Origin of the sequence: Microbispora bryophytorum (genome assembly GCF_006874465.1) — a bacterium.
Lineage (GTDB): Bacteria > Actinomycetota > Actinomycetes > Streptosporangiales > Streptosporangiaceae > Microbispora > Microbispora bryophytorum.
This window is the reverse complement of sequence record NZ_VIRL01000016.1, coordinates 25170-42332: the sequence shown is the minus strand read 5'-3', so window position 1 is coordinate 42332 and position 17163 is coordinate 25170. Positions and strand designations below refer to the sequence as shown.

Genomic DNA, 17163 nt, shown 5'->3' with positions numbered 1-17163 from the left:
GTCGTTCACGGAGACTTCCGATGAGTCGGGCGAGACAGCACGCCCGCTCATGGGCGGCCCGGGGGGGTCGCTCACCTGTGCGCGAACAGACGGTCCGCCGGAGGTCCGGACGTGCCAGACTGCCAGGCATGGCAGTCTCGGGCCGATCAGTGGTCATCGACATCCGGACGCGCCGGGCCGGCAAGGAGCGCGACCCGGCGATCCCCGACGGCCCGGACCCGTTGCTGCGCACGGTGTACGGGGAGATCCTCCGCGACGAGCGGCTGGACCAGGACCGCACGCTCGACGACGTGGCGCGTGCGGTGGGCATGTCGAAGCAGTATCTGTCGGAGGTCGAGCGCGGCCGCAAGGAGCCGTCGTCGGAGATGCTGCATTCGGTGTGCGACGCCCTCGGGTTGCCGATCGAGCACCTGCTCACCCGTGCCGTCCGGCGGATCACGGCCTCCAGGCGGATCGCGACGCGCGGATCGGCCGGTACGCCACGGGTGCAGCTGCTGGCGGCGTGAGGGCTACGGCTACTAGCGGGTCATGATCAGCTCGTCGGCCAGGCCGTACTCGACGGCCTCGCGAGCGCCGAAGATGCGGTCCCGGTCGGTGTCCTCGCGCAGCCGGGCGACGTCCACCCCGGTGTGAAGGCTGAGGATCTCCTCGGTCTGCGCGCGCACGCGCATCACCTCGGCCGCCTGCAGGGTCAGGTCGGAGATCGTGCCCTGCCCCTGCGTGGACGGCTGGTGCAGCAGCACGCGGGAGTGGCCGAGCATGAACCGCCGTCCGGGGGCGCCGGCGGCGAACAGCACCGCGGCGGCGGAGGCCGCCTGGCCCATGCAGTACGTCGCGACCTTCGCCCGGATGAACTGCATGGTGTCGTAGATCGCGAGCATCGCGGTCGAGGAGCCGCCCGGGGAGTTGATGTACAGGTTGATCTCCTGGTCCGGGCTCTCCGCCTCCAGGTGCAGCAACTGTGCCATCACCACGTTGGCGACGCCGTCGTCGATCTCCGTGCCGAGGAAGACGATGCGCTCGTTGAGCAGCCGGCTGAAGATGTCGAACGACCGCTCCCCCACCGGGGTCTTCTCGACCACGTACGGGATCGTGTACTGGCTCATGACGAGAACCCCATCCGGTTGGGAACGGCGTACGGCGCGATGTTGTGGAAGGAGTCGACGATCGTGTCGATCATCCCGTAGTCGCGGGCCTCCTCCGGGGTGAACCAGCGGTCCCGGTCGCTGTCGGCGGCGATCTCCTCGATCGTGCGTCCCGTCTCCGCGGCGAGGATCTCCTCGGACTGCCGCTTCATGTACTTGAGGTTCTCGGCCTGGATCGAGATGTCGATCGCCGTGCCGCCGATGCCCGCCGACGGCTGGTGCATCATGATCCGGCTGTGCGCGAGGCTGATCCGCTTGCCGTGGGTGCCGGACGCCAGCAGCACCTGGCCCATGCTCGCCGCCATCCCCAGCGCGACGGTGACCACGTCGTTCGGCACCAGCTTCATCGTGTCGTAGATCGCCAAGCCGGCCAGCACCGACCCTCCCGGCGAATTGATGTAGAGGATGATGTCGCGTTCGGGATCCGCCGAGGCCAGCAGCACCAATTCGGCGCACGCCCGCTCGGCCATCTCGTCGTCGACCTCTCCGGTCAGCAACAGGGTCCGCTGCTGGAACAGCTTCTCGTTCAGCCGATCCCGGTAACTCGTACTCGGTGAAACACTCATGGCGCAGTTGTATCCGCGATAACCCCGTGACCTGTCGATATGTCTGCTGAGGGCAGACCGGTGCCGTGTCGTGACGAGAAGAGTCGCCGCTCGGCGGCAGGCGCCCGGCGACCGTAGTGGCGCGTCATCGGCCGGTCCCCCGCGCCGGGTTGGAGACGCGATGAGCGGGCGCCCGCCGTTCGATGTGCCCGGCGCCGCCTGACGACCGCGCCGCCGCCGATCGCGGCTAGCCCACGTTTGTGGGGTTGTCTCACCCATCTCCTACCAGCACATACTCGTCATACACCGCATTCCCGTCAGACAGAGAGGTGAAGGCATGGCCTTCGATCCGAGGGAAGCTCTGCGTGAAGCCGGCATCCTGAACAGCCCGCTGGCCGCCGAAGTCGAGGAGGCGTTCGCCACCTTGACCCGGGAGGAAGTCGACCTGCTCATCTCGCTCAAGGACAAGCTCCCCGACGCACTGCCCGGTGTGCTGGCGCACGCCGGTGCCGGCGGCGAGTGGTCCCGGCCCGAGGTCGAGGCCCACACCTATGTGGCTCCCGTCGAGGGCAAGTGCCTGTGCGGGGCCTGGTCGGGCTCCGGGTCCGGAGCAGAGTAGTCAGAACGGTTCGCGGGTGCGGCTCCTGCCGCGCGTCACCCACAGAATTTGGGGCCGCACCTGCGGCTGGGAGCGTAAAGGGGAATGATGCCTGGGAAACTCGCCCGGAACCGCTCGTTGATCGACGTACCGGCAGACCTGACCTACTTCGTGCACGACGGGAAGTACCTGGTCGTCAACCCGCAGGTGGGCGGCCGGTACGTCCTCGACGCACGCGAGTTCGCCATCCTGGCGGCCCTGGCCCGTCCCCGGGCGGGCGGGGAGCCGCCCCCCCTCGACGAGACCGACGAGACCGATCGGACCCTCGCCAAGCTCATCCTGAACTGCATCGTCTACTACAACGGGAACCGTCCGAAGCTCAGCATCAGGGAGCCGGCGCTCCGCCAGGTGTATTACGCGATCACCGACGGCTGCAACCTCCGCTGTCCGTACTGCTACGCCTCCTCCGAGAAATGCCTCCCCGGGGAGCTCACCACCGAAGAATCGCTCGACCTGGTCTCCCAGGTCGCCGCCTTCGGGGCCAAGACCATGATCTTCACCGGCGGCGAGCCCATGCTCCGCAAGGACCTGTTCCGGATCGTGGAGCACGCCAACGACAGCGGGCTGACGTCGAACATCATCACCAACGCCACGATGATCAGGAAGCCCGCCCAGGCCAAGCGGTTCGCCGAGCTGTTCGGCATGGTCACGGTGAGCGTCGACGGCGGCACGGCCGAGACCCACGACCGCACCCGCGGCGCCGGCTCCTTCGCCCGGACCTACCACGCCCTGCGGCTGCTCAACGACGCCGGCGTGGTGCCGCGGATCAACCACATCGTCACCTCCGAGAACGTCGAGGAGCTGGAGGACTTCGCCAAGTTCGCCGAGGGACTCGAGGTCCACAGCATCCGGCTGATGTACCACAACGACCTGGGCCGGGGCGAGACCGACGAGTACGACTTCGGCTGGGACGACCACATGCGGATCCAGCAGATCACCTGGACGTCTCCAGCCGCCGGCAAGCTGTTGCCGGACGGCCCGAGGCCGTTGACGCCCTGCTCGGTGAAGGCCAACTGCGGGATGGGCGGCAACGAGATCTACATCAACTCGCTGGGCGACGTCTACCCGTGCAAGCTCGTCACCGGACGGTCGCACCACGCGGGCAACATACGGCGGCAGCAGCTGTCGGAGATCTTCGGTGGGCCGCTCCTGCGTGGGATGCGCACCAGCACCGTGCTCGACGGCGACTACCACGCCGACTGCGCGAAGTGCTACATCAAGGCGTCCTGCGGCGGCGGATGCCGGGCCGCGCACATGGCGGAGTCCGGGGACCTGCGGCGCAACAGCCGCCACCAGTGCCGGATCCTGCGGCACGGCATCGCCACCCAGCTGTGGCTGGAGGCCGGTATCGCCCCGTCGGAGCTCGCCGCCGACGACCGCGCGATGACGACGCCCCGCCTGGTCGCCAACGGCGACGTCCATCCCGTCTTCGACGACTGGAAGACCTATGTTCGCCCCTCGCGCGACACCGTCAGGGTCGGCGAGTTGCTTCCCATCACGCCGGTATAGAGGAGGTCGATGTGTCACTGCGGATCAGCGAGGCCGTGATCTGGCAGGAGACCGGGGAGGGCATCTCGCTCTACCACACCGAGACGGGCGACTTTCACAGCCTGAACGACACCGGCTCCAGGATTTGGAGGCTGGTGGCGAGCGACGGCGAACGGGAGCCGGTCATGTTCAAGCTGTCCCGCGACTTCGCGGGCAGCAACTCCGCGATGAGCAGGCGCATCGTGACCGACGTCGAGGAGTTCATCGGCGCGATGATCGAGCAGGGCCTCATCGAGGAGGTCCCTGCCGAGGAGCCCGCGGTCAAGGAAGAGTCGCTGTCGTGACGCGTCCGCCGGCAGCGTGTCAGCCGGCACCCCGTTCACCGGCACCGTGTCGACCGGCACTCTGTCGACCGGCACCTCTTCCGCCCGGCCTCACCCGATGAGCAGGGCGGTCGTCCTCGGCGGCGGCCTCGCGGGAGTGCTCGCCGCCGCGGTGCTCGCCGGGCACGCGGACGAGGTGGTCCTGGTCGAAGGCGACCGCTACCCGTCCGGTCCGCGTCCGCGGCGGGGGTTGCCCCAGTCGCACCACAGTCACGTGCTCGTGGCCGGAGGCGCGCGGGCGCTGGACGCGTTGCTGCCCGGGACGGTCGACGCCCTCCTCGCGAACGGCGCGCACCTGCGCGGCCTGCCCGGCGACGCCCTCATCTTCTCCGCCGACGGCTGGTTCCGCCGTCTGCGCACCGACGCCCACCTGATCTCCTGCACCCGCGGGCTGCTGGACCAGGTGGTGCGGCGGCGCGCGCTCGGCGGCGGCGACGTCGAGGTCTGGGAGGACACGCGGGCGCTCGGGCTCACCGGAGACGAGGCCCGCATCACCGGAGTCTCGGTCAGCCGGCGGGGCGCCCCGCCCGAGACCGTACGCGCGGACCTCGTCGTCGATGCGACGGGACGCCGGTCGCACGCGCCCCGGTGGCTCGCCGGGGTCGGCGCTGGGGACATCGAGGAGGTGTCGGTCGCCACCGGACTGGCCTACGCGACGCGCCTCTACCAGGCGCCCGGCGACCTGGCCGCCGCGATCCCGGCGATCATGCTGCACCCGGGGACGGCGAAGGGACAGCCGGCTCGGGGGGCGACGTTGTTCCCCGTCGAGGACGGCCGATGGATCGTCACGCTGACCGGCACCCGGGGCGGCGAGCCGCCGACGGACGAGCAGGGCTTCACGGCCTTCGCGCGCTCGCTGCGCCACCCGATCGTGGCGGACCTCATGGCGGAGGCCACCCCCCTCGGTGCCGTCTGGCCGTACCGCGACACCGTCAACAGGAGGCGGTTCTTCGAGCGGGCGCGCCTGCCCGCCGGTTTCGCCGTCGTCGGCGACGCCGCCGTCGCGGTGAATCCCATCCACTCGCACGGGATGTCGGTCGCCGCGCTGGGCGCGCTCAGGCTGCGCGACGAACTCGCGCGGCACGGAATCGGGCCGTCCCTGTTCGCCGGGCTTCAGGCCGCCCTCGCGGCGGAGGCGGAGCGGTCCTGGCGGATGGCAATCGAGCAGGACGGGCAGCGCGTCACAGCGCGGGCCACAGCGCGAATCGGGGAGCGGGCCGGGGAGCAGGTCACAGAAGGGGTCGCTGAGCGGGCCGGCGGCGACGATGCGCCGCGACGGGAGCCCAACGCGTTCGAACGCGAGATCCGCACGCGCCTGGCCCAGGCGAAGCTGAGCAGCCCGCGCCTCGCCGCCGCGTTCTTCGGCGTCCAGACGTTGATCTGCGACGACACCGCGACGGACAGGTCGGAGATCGCCCGGGTGCTGACCGGGCGGCCGGAGCCACTGCTCACCGGCGAGGAGGCGATCGGGCAGCACCCGGCCCTGGCCGCGTGGCTGCGCTTACGGTTCGCCGCCGCGACCGGCTGAAACCCCCTGGATCTCACACGCACGCCGGGACCCCGCGAACGCGGCCACGGCCAGACGTTGATCGCCGGGTGCGCGGGCGGCTCCGACTCACCCTGCGGAGCCGTACGCCCGGAGGAACGCCCGCACTCCGGCTGCGGTCAGCCGGTCCGCCTCCTCCTGCGGGAGCGGGCTGAGGCCCCAGTAGGACCGTTGCGTGATCTCGGTCGAGATCAACGCCATGAAATGGACGGTGGCCTGGGCCGGGTCGCCGTGGACGTCGATCAGGCGGCGGTCGGCCAACGCGCTCATGGCGGCGGTCACCTCGCGGCCCACGGCGCGCGGTCCGGCCTCCTGCCAGGCTTCCAGGACCTCGGGCGGGATGTGCCCGGCTTCGGCGTAGATGTGCCGCACCAGTGAGAAGTGGTCGCGGAAGTCGGCCATCAGGCCGACCCAGGCGCGGGCCAGCACGAGCAGGTCGCGTTCGAGGTCGTCGGGATGCGGCGGGCGCTCCGGATCCAGGTATCTGCGCAGCTGAGCGAGCTGTTCGTCCCTGACGCGCTCCGAGCTCCACTGCATGACGGAGCGGAACAGCTCCTCCTTCCCGCCCGGAAAGTGGTTGTAGATGGTTCGAGTCGAGGCGCCGGCCTCGGTGGCGATCGTGTCGATGCTGGCCCGGGAGTAGCCGTCCCGTCCGAAGACCTCGCACGCGGCCTGCACGATCGCTGTCGCCTTATCCGCCCGGCTCCGCCGCGGCCGGGTGGTCGTTGTCTCGCCCTTGGCGCCCGTGCTTGTCATCGCCTTGTCCCTCACATGCCGATCGAGGTCTATTACAACCATCGTTTTACTTTTTACAATGCTCGTTGTACGTTACCCGATGTGCTGCGAATCGTGGCAACGCAACGAGAGAACCAGGAGACCACGATGCCTGGCCACACACCTCCGAACGACTCCGCGCTCCGGGTCGCCGTCATCATCGGAAGCGCCCGCGGCGGCCGCACCGGCCTGTCGGTCACCGAATGGTTCACCAACCATGTGGGCCACCGCACCGACATCGAGCTTGACGTCGTCGACATCGCCGACCTGGACCTTCCCGTGTCGATGCCCGGGTGGGACGGCCTTCCCGCCCCCGCCCCGGAAACTCAGGCCGCTCTCGCCGACGTCAGCCCCCGCCTGGCTGCCGCCGAGGCGTTCGTCGTCGTCACGCCCGAGTACAACCACAGCTTTCCGGCCTCCTTGAAAAACCTCATCGACTGGCACTACACGCAATGGCAGGCCAAGCCGATCGGCTTCGTCTCCTACGGCGGGCTGGGGGGCGGGCTGCGTGCCGTCGAGCAGCTTCGCCAGGTCTTCGCCGAGCTGCACGCCATGACTGTGCGTGACACCGTCAGCCTGCACGGGCCCTGGTCACGGCTCGGCGATGACGGGAGGCCGCTGGATGCGGCGGTGTGCGAGAGTGCCGCGAAGAACATGGTCGACCAGCTGTTGTGGTGGGGCCGCGCGCTGCGCACCGCTCGCGCCGAGCATCCGTACGGCAAGTGACGGGCGATGAGCACCGTCACCGGACCGGCACGAACCGCCGGACCCCCGGCCGCTCTCGCCCGTACCCTCGTGGTCGTAGTCATCGGCTCGATCATGGCCGTGCTCGACGTGACCATCGTCAACGTCGCTCTCCACCCGCTGGCGACGGTGTTCGACGCGCCACTCGCCACCGTGCAGTGGGTGGCGACCGGCTACACGCTCGCTCTTTGCGCCGTGATCCCGGTGGCCGCCTGGGCTATGGGCCGTTTCGGCGCCAAGCGCACCTACCTCACCGCCTTGGCCCTGTTCACCGGCGGCTCCGCGGTGGCCGCGCTGTCGTCCGGCATCGAGACACTGGTGCTGTTCCGGGTGGTGCAGGGGCTCGGCGGCGGCCTGCTGGTGCCGGTCGGCATGGCGATGGTCATCCGCGCCGCGGACCGGGAGCACATGGGCAGGGCGATGGCCGTGCTGGGTGTTCCGGTCCTGATCGGTCCGGTGAGCGGGCCGATACTGGGCGGCTGGTTGATCGACACCGCTTCCTGGCACTGGATCTTCCTGGTCAACCTGCCTGTCGGCGCGGTGGCGCTCGTACTCGCGGCGCGGCTGCTGCCAAGCGACGAGACGCGGCCGGCGCGCCGGCTGGATGTGCCGGGCCTGCTGATGCTGTCGCCGGGCCTGGCCCTGCTGATCTACGGCCTGACCGCCGGCGGCGCGCACGGCGACTTCACGCTGCAGGGCGCGCTGCCGCCCATCGTCGCGGGACTGCTGTTGATCGCCGGATTCGTCGCGCGCGGCCTGACCACCCGTCACCCGCTCCTGCAGTTGCGCCTGTTCCGCGACCGTACCTTCGCCGCCGGCATCGCGACGATGGTGCTGTTCCCCGCCGGCTACTTCGGCTCGATGCTGCTGACGCCGATGTACTACCAGACGACACGAGGACTCACCGCGACCGAGTCCGGCCTGCTGGGCGTTCCGCTGGCCGTCGCCGTAGGCACCTCGATGCAGATCGCCACGCGGCGGATCGACCGGGTGTCTCCCCGGCTGATGGTCGTCTCCGGCATCGTGGTCGCCGCACTCGGGCTGTCCCTGTTCGGCCTTCAACTCGGACCCGGCACGCCCTACTGGCGGTTGTGCGCGGCGATGCTGGTGATGGGCGCCGGTGTCGGCATGGTGATGATGCCGGTCAACACGACGGCGACCCGCACGCTGGCCCCCGATGACGTTCCCTCCGGAAGCACCACGATCAACATCGTCTCTCAGATCGGCACATCCATCGGAACCGCGCTGATGTCGGTGGTCCTCGCCTCGCACATGGCCGACGCCGCGAGCCAGCGGCAGCAGGCCGCCGCGTTCCAGCACACCTACTGGTGGGCGGTGACGTTGCTGGCCCTGGCGAGCGTACCCGCGCTGTTCCTGCCGCGCCGACGGCGTTCCCCTGGCCCGTCGACCGCGGCGCCGGTGACCGCGACCGCGGTCCGCACCCGTTGATCCCGGGCAGGCACGGCGCCGGTTGCAGGCCGGTCACCGGACAGCACGCTCCGGGACCCGCACGCGTACGGCGAATCCGGCGTGGCCGGCCGCTCTTTCGAGAAAGGCGCATCATCCGTGTACGCAGTCAGGCTCCACGAGTTCGGGCCCGCCGAGAACCTTCGATACGAGCAGGTCGCTGCACCGGTGCCCGGCAGGGGGCAGGTCCGCATCGACGTGCAGGCCAGCGGCGTGCACTTCATCGAGACGACGCTGCGGGCCGGTCGCGGCGTGGGCCCGCACAGTGCTCCCGAACTACCTGTCGTTCTGGGGGGTGAGGTCGCGGGTGTCGTGAGCGCGCTGGGCCCGGACGTCGACGGGAGCTGGTTGGGCCGCCGGGTCGTCGGCACGCTCGAGTCGTACGGCGGCTACGCCGAACAGGCGGTGACGACGATCGACGCCCTTCACCACATCCCCGACCATCTGACCGCGGAAACCGCGGTGGCGGTGATCACCACGGGCACGACGACGCTCGGGATCCTCGACAGCTCAAACGCCAAGCCCGGCGACGTCGCGCTGGTCACCTCGGCGGCCGGCGGCATCGGCGCTCTGCTCGTGCAGGCCCTACGCCACCAGGGCGTGATCGTCGTCGGCGTGGCCGGCGGGCCGGAAAAGGTTCGGCTGGCCAGGTCCCTGGGCGCCGGCATCGCGGTCGACTACCGCGACCCGCACTGGCCGGAGGCGGTGCGCGACGCCCTCAAGGGCAGAGGAGTCGGCATCGTGTTCGACGGCGTCGGAGGAACCGCGGGCCGGCAGGCGTTCGACCTGCTCGCCCCCGGCGGAAGATTTCTCCTGCACGGCTGGTCCTCCGGGGCCGCCACCCGCATCACCACCGACGACATCATCGAGCACGCCTGCACCGTCACCTGGGCGATCGGCCCGCAGATGCTGGAACGCGCCGGCACCATCAACGCGCTGCAGGACCGCGCGATCCGCGCAGCCGCCGACGGCGTACTCCACCCACTGATCACCCGCTATCCCCTCGGCCGCGCCGGTGACGCGCACGCCGACCTGGAAAACCGCCGCACGACGGGCAAGATCGTCCTTGTCCCTTAGCCCGATCGACGTCCCGCCCCGCGGCCGACCGCGGCACCGCCGGTGGGCAGCCCGGTACGCGGGATCTGTCCGGGACGCCACGGCCCTTCGACACTCAGGCCGGCTCAGACACTCAGGCCGGTTTCGACACTCAGACCGACTCCGACACTCAGACCGGCTTCGACACGAGGACCCGGATCTCCGAGCCTCCCAGCGGCGGCGTGACCTCGGCCAGCTCGAAGCCCGCCGCGGCGAACAGGTCCCGGAACTCGGTCATGCCGCGCTCCCGGCCACCGGTGTAGACGAGCATGGCGATGTCGCTCATGACGGCCCCTGCCGCCTCCGGCGTCCCGAGACCGGACGGCATCACCGGCTCCAGCACGAGCAGGCGGCCGTCCGCCGCGATCGACCTGCGGCAACCGCGCAGAAGAGCGATGCAGCGCCGGTCGTCCCAGTCGTGCAGGACACCCTTCACCAGCATGACGTCGCCCTCGGGCACCGCCTCGAAGAAGTCGCCTGCCTCGATGGAGCACCGGTCGGACAGTCCCGCCCGCCGCAGCTCCTCAGCGGCGCCCGCGATCCCCTCGGCGGTGTCGAACAGGATTCCCTTGATGCCCGGGGTGGCGGCCAGCACCGCGGCCAGCAGCGAGCCGTTCCCGCCGCCGACGTCGACCACGGTGTGGGCGCCGCTGAAGTCGTACGCCCTGGGGAGCGCGGGCGCGATCCGTTCGGTGCCCTCGCGCATCGCTGTGTTGAACACCGCCGACAGCTCAGGGTGGCGGGCGAGGTGGTCGAACAGCGGTCTGCCGTGCACGTGGTCCCACGCCACCTCACCGGTCCTAACGCTGTGGGTCAGCGCCCCCCACGCCCGCCAGGTGTCGGGGTCGCCGAGCAGCAGGAGGCTGGAGCGCATCGACCACGGGTGGTCGGCGCGCAGCGGCTGCCCCTGCTCGGTCAGCGTGAAGCACCCGGGCTCCCCCTCTTCGGCCACGCCCAGCACCACCAGCGCGCGCAGCAGCCGGCCCAGCGCGTGCGGGTCCGACCCGGTCGACTCCGCGAGCCGCGTCACCGGTACGTCCCCCTGCGCCAGCAGCTCCGGCACGCCGAGCCGGACGGCCGCGTAGAGGATCTGCGAGGACGCGTAGCCGAAGGCCATCCGGGACAGGTTCGCGTATCCCGCGAGGCCTCGCGGTCGGTCACTCATGGGCCGGCTCCTTTCGGCGGCTGACAGGTGTCCGGTGAGCGCGTAACCGCAGGGGCAGGCGGCGTACGCCGTGCAGGAACAGGTCGGGCGTCCACTCGAGGTCGGCGGGGTCGACCGCCAGGGCGATCTCGGGGAAGCCGTGCAGCAGCGCGCCGATCGCGGCCGCGGCCTGCATCCGCGCCAGCGCCGCGCCGAGGCAGAAGTGGGCGCCGTGGCCGAAGCCCAGATGGCGGTTCGGGCTGCGGCCGATGTCGAAGACGTCCGGCCGGGGAAAGACCGCCGGATCGCGGTTGGCAGCCAGCAGCACCGGGACCACGATGTCCCCACGAGGGATCGCTCTGCCGCCGATCTCCACGTCGGCGAGGGCGTACAGCGGCCGGGAGTGCCCGACGGGGCCGTTGTACCGCAGCGCCTCCTCGACCATCGAGCCGATCAGCTCGGGGCGCGCACGCAGCCGCTCCAGCTCGCGGGGGTGCCGCAGCAGCTCCAGCACGCCGTTCCCGATCAGGTTGACCGTCGTCTCGTCCCCGGCGAGCAGCAGCTGGAACACGCTGGAGATCAGTTCCATGCGGCCGATCGCGCCCGCCCGCTCCGCCTCGGCGAGCCGGGACAGCAGGTCCTCCCCCGGATGCGCCCGCCGCTCGTCGATCCTCTCGCCGGCGTACGCCATGAACTCCATGCCGGCGCGGCGCACCCGGAACGCGTCCCCGCTGCCCACGATCTCGTCGCTCCACCCGCGCAGCCGGGCGCGGTCCTCGGAGGGCAGGCCGAGCAGCTCGGCGACGACCAGGATCGGCAGCGGCAGCGCCAGGTCCCGGATCAGGTCGGCCTCGCCTCCGGCGGCCGCCATGCCGTCCACCAGCTCACCGGCGACCCGCTGGACGTGCCGCTCCAGCACGGCCACCGTACGGGTGCCGAAGGCCGGCGCCATCAGCCGGCGTATGCGCGTGTGGTCGGGTGGGTCGAGATGGAACACGTTACGCCGCAGCATGGCCAGCGGGTCACGGCTCTCCGCCCGGCGGTGCGGCGCGGCGAGTTCGGGCGGCAGCCGGTCGAGCTGACGCCCGACGTCCGGATCGAGCAGCACCCGCTGCACGTCGGCGTATCGCGTCAGGTACCACAGCACCCGGCCGCTGACCGGGCTCACGTACCGGTAGACCGGCGCGTGCTCGCGCATGCGGTGGAGCAGCGGGTGGGGGTTCGGACGATGCCGCGCGGCCGCCGGGTCGAACGGCTGCTCGATCGTGGTCGCGGTCATGACCCTCTCCTCACGGGGCGCGCCGACGGTTCCGGACATGGCCGTCCGCCGGGGCCGGCCCGGCCGGCGTCAGCGGCTCCCGTGCTCATGGTCGTGCCCTGCTCATCAGGCGCGCCGCCCTGCTCATCAGGCGCGCGGCCCTGCTCATCAGGCACGCTCCGGGGCACGCGCGTTCTGGACGTCGAGGGCGAAGAACCTCCTGACGGTGTTCCCCAGCTCCGGCATGCCGGTGAAACCCCGCCGGGCCAGCTCCACCTCCACCGTGGTCCCCTTGCGCTGCCAGTGGCGCAGGAAGATTTTCGCGCAGATCTCCGGCGGCGGGACGGCGAGCCTGCCGCGGGTCCGCTCCGCGGCCTCGTCGGCGCGGGCGACGATCTCGGACCACTCGTGCCAGCGGTCCGACTCCCTGACCCGTTCCAGGACGACCGGCCTCCAGTCCTCCGACTGCCAGATCGGCCAGACCCGCACCATGACCAGCCGGAGCTGCTCGGCGACGGCGAGGGTGGCGAGCTCCGCCTCCGTAAGCCACGACGCGAGGACGGACGGCAGGGCGGCGGGCTCGGCGACCCCGAGCCGGGCGCGGGCGTACGCCTCCAGGTCGAGGCCTTGGGCCGCGGCGAAGTCCGTCAGCAGGCCGGTCAGCGCCTCCTCGTGCAGGCGGGGGTAGTCGTCGCCGAACAGCCGCCCCGCGTTCACGACGTCGAGGTCGGTCATCCACCTGCCGGGCGCGTACTCGCGCCTCGACCGCCATTTGAGCGCCTCGTAGTGGGTGATCCCCGTCAGCGCCGTGCCGGCCTCCCAGTCCGCGGACCCCTCGCCGGACCTCTCACTGGACGCTTCGGCAGTGCGCCCGCCGACCGCCCGCAGCGCCGCTATCGCGTCCAGCCGCTTGACGTCCCACTCACCCGTGCCGATCAGCCGCTGCAGCGTTGCGAGATGGTCGCGGTCGCCGGAGCCCGCCGCCACGTCCACCGCCGCGTCCAGCGCCGCGTCCAGCTCGCGCCAGCTCCGCCGCATGAAGGGCAGCGCCTTCGCGGCCCGGACGATCCGCTCCCCGGCCGCCGCCGGGATCAGGCCCGTCCGCGCGCCCTCGCGACAGCCGTACCGGATGTTGACCAGCGCCACCGTGCCGGCGGGGTATCCCCGGTCGGCCGGTCCGTGCACCACGGCGACCTCGTCGTCCCCGTCGACCTCGCCGGTCGCGTACATGTCGAACACGGTCCCCGCGCCGCTCATGCCGTACGGGCTCAGCTCCGCCGCGCGCAACGCGCCCATGCTGGCCGCGCCGATGACGTGGACACCCTCGTCGAGCAGCCAGAGGATCTCCTTGTGGCCCACCGACAGCCGCTCGCGGTAGTAGCCGTCGATGATGACGGCGGTGTCGTCCGGGCACCAGGACTCGGAGAGAAGGTCGCCGCGAGCCACGGGCGGCCGTACCCGCGCCTGTGGCAGGACGCTCAGGACCTCGTCACGGGAGATCGTGGGGCCGGTGAAGACGACCACGTTCGGCGAGCTCATCAGAACATCCCCGCTCATCAGAAGACCCCGCTCATCAGAAAACCTCCGGGCATACGCGGCTCCCCGGCGCCAGCACCCTGACGACCGGGACACCCATGTCCTCCCTCGTCAGGTCGACGACGAGGGGCGGGTGCGAGAAGGCGACCGCGGCCCGTTTCACCACGTCCTCCAGGTCGTCGACCAGGCTCTCGTGCGCGTGCATGGGCGATATCGGCGCTTCGGCCTCCCGCGGCGGCTCCGGCCGGCGCCTGGCGCCCAGGTCCTCCTGGATGTCGGGACGCAGGTCGTCACGCGCGCCCGAGACGTAGCCCAGCCTGGCCTGCGCGGCCTCGGTGAGGGCGCGGCTGAGCGCGATGTCCGAGCTCAGGTGGCAGCCGAAGCCCAGGAACGGCGGAGGATAGTCGTCACAGGTGATCCGGGCGACGAAGCACGGCAGCCCGGTGGGCGAGGTCAGGGACCTCGCCTCCAGGCGGACCCCGGCCCGCTCCATCGTCACGCACAGGTCGTCGACGACCGGCGACCCGAGCGAGCGCGGGTCGACCCGGACGCCTCGGTCACCGCCGATCATGAAGCCCGTCACCGCGTCCCGTTCGATCACCTCGTACAACGCGTGCAGTACGGCTTCGGCCTGCGTGTTCCCGCTGGCCAGGCCGTTGGTCGAGGAGAAGAACACCGGCGGGTTCCAGCCCGTCCTGCGGACGAGGGTGAACTCCACCACGTCCTTCGGGACGAGGGTCCGCGCCCCGTCGACCAGTGACTTGGCGGCGACCCAGTCCACCGGAAGGCCGTCGTGCAGCAGGGTCGGCGTGCACAGCGGGAGCGCGTGGACGTCGTAGCCCAGCTTTCCGGCCACCTCGCGGGGGGAGGTCGTGGCGACCGGCCGCATGGGCTGCTCGGCGTGCCAGAGTTCGATGGCCTCCATCATCGCCGACAGCTTCGCCAGGTCGGCGGTGACGCCCTTCCCCTGGGAGACGGCCAGGGTCCGGGCCGTGGGTCTTATCGCCTGGAACGTCGGGATGCCGAGGGTGTCGAGCATCGTGATGTCCGCGACCCGGGTGATCCCGGCCCTGCGCCCGGCCCGGCCGGCCATCTCCAGTGAGGCGGCCGGGGAGCTGGCCCGGTCCGTCCCCGGCAACCGGACCTTCGACTGGTCAGGAAGGGAGAGGATCCATGAGTGGGAGGAGGTGTCTGTCCGCATCGTCCCCTTGCCCTGGTCGAGATGAGGTGCCGAGGTGAGGTGCCGGATAGAGCCGGCGGGTTCGGATGGTGCGCTCAGATGTCGCGGGCCCGGATATCGCGGGCCCGGACGTCGCCGGCTCAGGCGTTGCCGTCGGCTCAGATGTCGCCGGCTCAGATGTTGCGGGCTCAGATGTTGCGGGCGCGGTTGAGCAGGGCCCGGCCGCCCACGGCGTAGCCGACGACCGCCATGATCGCCAGCACGAGCAGGTCCACCCATGCCTCGCCGAAGCCGAAGACCGCGGCGTCCCGCATGCCGTTGATCGCGTATGTCAGCGGGTTGACCACGGAGATCCACTGCAGCACGGTCGGCATGCTCTCGGTGGTGTACATCGAGGGGGCGCTGAAGACGAGAACGGGCATCGACACGTTCGACAGCACCATGAAGGCCTGGTAGTCCGTGATCGTGATCGCGGCCGCCAGGTACAGCCCGTTCAGCGCCAGGGCCGACAGCGCGAGCGCCGTCAGCAGCCCGAGCCAGTTCTCCATGCCGAACGGGAGGTCGAACATGATCGCCGCTACGGCGAGGCCCAGCAGGGTCTGCCCCAGCACGAGCGACACTCCGGCGATCATCTTGCCGAGCAGGAAGCGCGACCGGCGCATGGGGTAGGACCACAACTGCGTGGCCACCCCGCTCATCTCCTCCTGGAACACGGCCATCGCGGACGTGCCCGCCGCGCTGACGACCGACATCGCCAGCGTCATGGGGAGCAGGAAGACCGCGAACCCCACGCTGACGCCCTTGTAGTCGACGGCCCTGATGAGGTTGCTCAGCGAGGTGTTCACCAGCAGCAGGTACACCAGCATCGGCGTCAGGCCGAGGATGAGGTAGACCCGGTTGCGGGCGAGCAGCGCGTACTCCCGGTAGAGCACCGCGGACAGGTCCGCCGCCCTCGCGGTCCGGGCGGGGGGCGCGGTGTGGAAGTGCAGCCCGGCGGCCATCGTCAGCCCTCGTTTCCGGTCATCCGGAGGAAGACCTCCTCAAGCGAGTCCACGGCGGTCGACACTCCCGTGATCGCGATCGCGTGGTCCTGGCAGTATCGGGACAGCTCCGGCAGCACGTCGCGCGCGTTCGCGTCGTCGATGCGCACCTCGTTGTCCTCGGCTTTGGCCCGCAGCCCGGCGGACTCCGCCCAGGCGGCGACGAGGCCGCCCGCGGCGGGGTCTTCGACGGTCACCAGCAGGTGGGTGCTGCCGAACTCCTCCACGAGTTCGCGCGGCTTGGCGAAGCGCAGCACCTTTCCCCGGTCGACGACGAGGACGCGTTGGCTGTTGCGCTCCAGTTCGTCGATGTGGTGGCTGGTCCACAGCACCGTCACGCCGTGCTCCTCGCGCAGCCAGGTCACGAAGCGCTCGACCTGGCGCCGTCCCGCGACGTCCAGGCCGGCGGAGGGCTCGTCGAGGATGAGCAGCTGCGGGGTGGTGAGCAGCGCCCGCACCAGTTGCAACCGCTGCCGCTGGCCGCCCGACATCTGGAAGACAAGGCGCTGCATCGAACCGGCGAGGCCGAGGAAGTCCGACACCTCCAACGCCCACGGCCGCACGTCGCGCCACCGCAGCCCGCGGAACCGGGCGGCGATCCGGAGGTTGTCGAGCGCCGGCAGCATCATGTCGAAGGGACCGGTCTGGTGCATCGCCCCGATGCCGCTCTTCGCGAGGACGGGCTGGCGCACCGGATCGGCGTCGAAGACCCGGATCTCACCGGAGGTGGGGGTGGTGACCCCGCAGATCATTTTGATGAGTGTCGTCTTGCCGGCGCCGTTCGGGCCGAGAAGCCCGACGGTCTCCCCCTCGGCGATTTCGAAGGAGACGTCGTCCACGGCCGGTCTCTCGCTGCCTCGATAGCGCTTGGTGACCCCAACGGCCGTCACGACATCTCTCAACACAGCCTGCCCTTCACTTCGCCCTCCTGCTTTCGGTCTGCTCCTGAGCGATGTGAGCGGCTCTCCCGCTCGTCCCCGGCCTGACCGGAACGCGTCGCAGGTCGAGTATGAGCCGGGGACGAGCAGGTAACACAACCCCACAAACGTGGGCTACCAGCGTGGCCGGGAGGACCATAACCGGGGCCATGGTCAGGCCATACCGATCGTTAAGCGCCCCTTTCTAGGGTCGCGCAAAAGGGACCCCTACCAGGCTCCCTT

Annotated in this window: 17 protein-coding genes; 8 read left to right on the top strand and 9 right to left on the bottom strand. The window is 70.7% G+C overall.

Features of this window, described 5'->3' with window-relative positions:
* Positions 1–128: 128 nt before the first annotated feature.
* Complete coding sequence (locus FLX07_RS25375) at positions 129–506, top strand: helix-turn-helix domain-containing protein (RefSeq protein WP_142574116.1); 378 nt, start codon at positions 129–131, stop codon at positions 504–506.
* A gap of 12 nt (positions 507–518) precedes the next feature.
* Here FLX07_RS25375 and FLX07_RS25370 read toward each other — a convergent pair whose 3' ends face one another.
* On the bottom strand, positions 519–1106 hold the full coding sequence (locus tag FLX07_RS25370) for a ClpP family protease (RefSeq protein WP_142574114.1): 588 nt from the start codon (positions 1104–1106) through the stop codon (positions 519–521).
* Positions 1103–1711, bottom strand: a complete 609-nt coding sequence (locus FLX07_RS25365; protein ID WP_142574112.1) for a ClpP family protease — start codon at positions 1709–1711, stop codon at positions 1103–1105. Before FLX07_RS25365 ends, FLX07_RS25370 begins: the two co-directional genes overlap by 4 nt.
* 316 nt (positions 1712–2027) lie before the next feature.
* Between FLX07_RS25365 and FLX07_RS25360 the strand changes: the two genes are divergently transcribed.
* The 4 genes from FLX07_RS25360 to FLX07_RS25345 all read left to right on the top strand — a co-directional run bounded on the left by FLX07_RS25360 (position 2028) and on the right by FLX07_RS25345 (position 5747).
* The gene (locus FLX07_RS25360; RefSeq protein ID WP_142574110.1) at positions 2028–2309 is read left to right on the top strand and encodes a StsA-related sactipeptide RiPP; all 282 of its coding nucleotides are present in this window, start codon (positions 2028–2030) and stop codon (positions 2307–2309) included.
* An 84-nt stretch (positions 2310–2393) separates the two neighbouring features.
* Complete coding sequence (stsB, locus tag FLX07_RS25355) at positions 2394–3857, top strand: StsB family radical SAM/SPASM domain sactipeptide maturase (protein ID WP_341874023.1); 1464 nt, start codon at positions 2394–2396, stop codon at positions 3855–3857.
* An 11-nt stretch (positions 3858–3868) separates the two neighbouring features.
* Positions 3869–4180 carry a PqqD family protein gene (locus FLX07_RS36630; RefSeq protein ID WP_167748383.1) on the top strand — a complete coding sequence of 104 codons (312 nt, stop codon included), beginning with the start codon at positions 3869–3871 and terminating at the stop codon, positions 4178–4180.
* Positions 4181–4277: 97 nt separating this feature from the next.
* Positions 4278–5747: an NAD(P)/FAD-dependent oxidoreductase gene (locus FLX07_RS25345; protein ID WP_142574106.1), complete on the top strand. Its 1470-nt coding sequence runs from the start codon at positions 4278–4280 to the stop codon at positions 5745–5747.
* Positions 5748–5834: 87 nt separating this feature from the next.
* Here the strand turns inward: FLX07_RS25345 and FLX07_RS25340 are convergent, their stop codons facing one another.
* Complete coding sequence (locus FLX07_RS25340) at positions 5835–6521, bottom strand: TetR/AcrR family transcriptional regulator (protein ID WP_142574105.1); 687 nt, start codon at positions 6519–6521, stop codon at positions 5835–5837.
* A 15-nt stretch (positions 6522–6536) separates the two neighbouring features.
* On the opposite strand from FLX07_RS25340, the gene FLX07_RS25335 reads away from it, so the two are divergent.
* The 3 genes from FLX07_RS25335 to FLX07_RS25325 all read left to right on the top strand — a co-directional run bounded on the left by FLX07_RS25335 (position 6537) and on the right by FLX07_RS25325 (position 9827).
* Positions 6537–7265, top strand: coding sequence for an NADPH-dependent FMN reductase (locus tag FLX07_RS25335; protein ID WP_308424392.1), 729 nt, complete (start codon positions 6537–6539; stop codon positions 7263–7265).
* A gap of 6 nt (positions 7266–7271) precedes the next feature.
* Complete coding sequence (locus FLX07_RS25330) at positions 7272–8732, top strand: DHA2 family efflux MFS transporter permease subunit (protein ID WP_142574104.1); 1461 nt, start codon at positions 7272–7274, stop codon at positions 8730–8732.
* A gap of 117 nt (positions 8733–8849) precedes the next feature.
* Positions 8850–9827: a zinc-binding dehydrogenase gene (locus tag FLX07_RS25325; RefSeq protein ID WP_142574103.1), complete on the top strand. Its 978-nt coding sequence runs from the start codon at positions 8850–8852 to the stop codon at positions 9825–9827.
* Between the two features lie 148 nt (positions 9828–9975).
* Here FLX07_RS25325 and FLX07_RS25320 read toward each other — a convergent pair whose 3' ends face one another.
* From FLX07_RS25320 to FLX07_RS25295, 6 genes are all read right to left on the bottom strand, one after another.
* Positions 9976–11010, bottom strand: a complete 1035-nt coding sequence (locus FLX07_RS25320; protein ID WP_142574102.1) for a methyltransferase — start codon at positions 11008–11010, stop codon at positions 9976–9978.
* Positions 11003–12268 carry a cytochrome P450 family protein gene (locus tag FLX07_RS25315; protein ID WP_142574101.1) on the bottom strand — a complete coding sequence of 422 codons (1266 nt, stop codon included), beginning with the start codon at positions 12266–12268 and terminating at the stop codon, positions 11003–11005. Before FLX07_RS25315 ends, FLX07_RS25320 begins: the two co-directional genes overlap by 8 nt.
* 147 nt (positions 12269–12415) lie before the next feature.
* The gene (locus tag FLX07_RS25310; protein WP_167748382.1) at positions 12416–13786 is read right to left on the bottom strand and encodes a TfuA-like protein; all 1371 of its coding nucleotides are present in this window, start codon (positions 13784–13786) and stop codon (positions 12416–12418) included.
* A 34-nt stretch (positions 13787–13820) separates the two neighbouring features.
* Complete coding sequence (locus tag FLX07_RS25305) at positions 13821–14984, bottom strand: YcaO-like family protein (protein ID WP_142574099.1); 1164 nt, start codon at positions 14982–14984, stop codon at positions 13821–13823.
* Between the two features lie 167 nt (positions 14985–15151).
* Positions 15152–15964, bottom strand: coding sequence for an ABC transporter permease (locus FLX07_RS25300; RefSeq protein ID WP_142574088.1), 813 nt, complete (start codon positions 15962–15964; stop codon positions 15152–15154).
* Positions 15965–15966: 2 nt separating this feature from the next.
* A complete protein-coding gene (locus tag FLX07_RS25295; protein ID WP_208762381.1) occupies positions 15967–16893 on the bottom strand; it encodes an ABC transporter ATP-binding protein in 927 nt (308 codons plus the stop codon).
* Positions 16894–17163 lie beyond the last annotated feature (270 nt).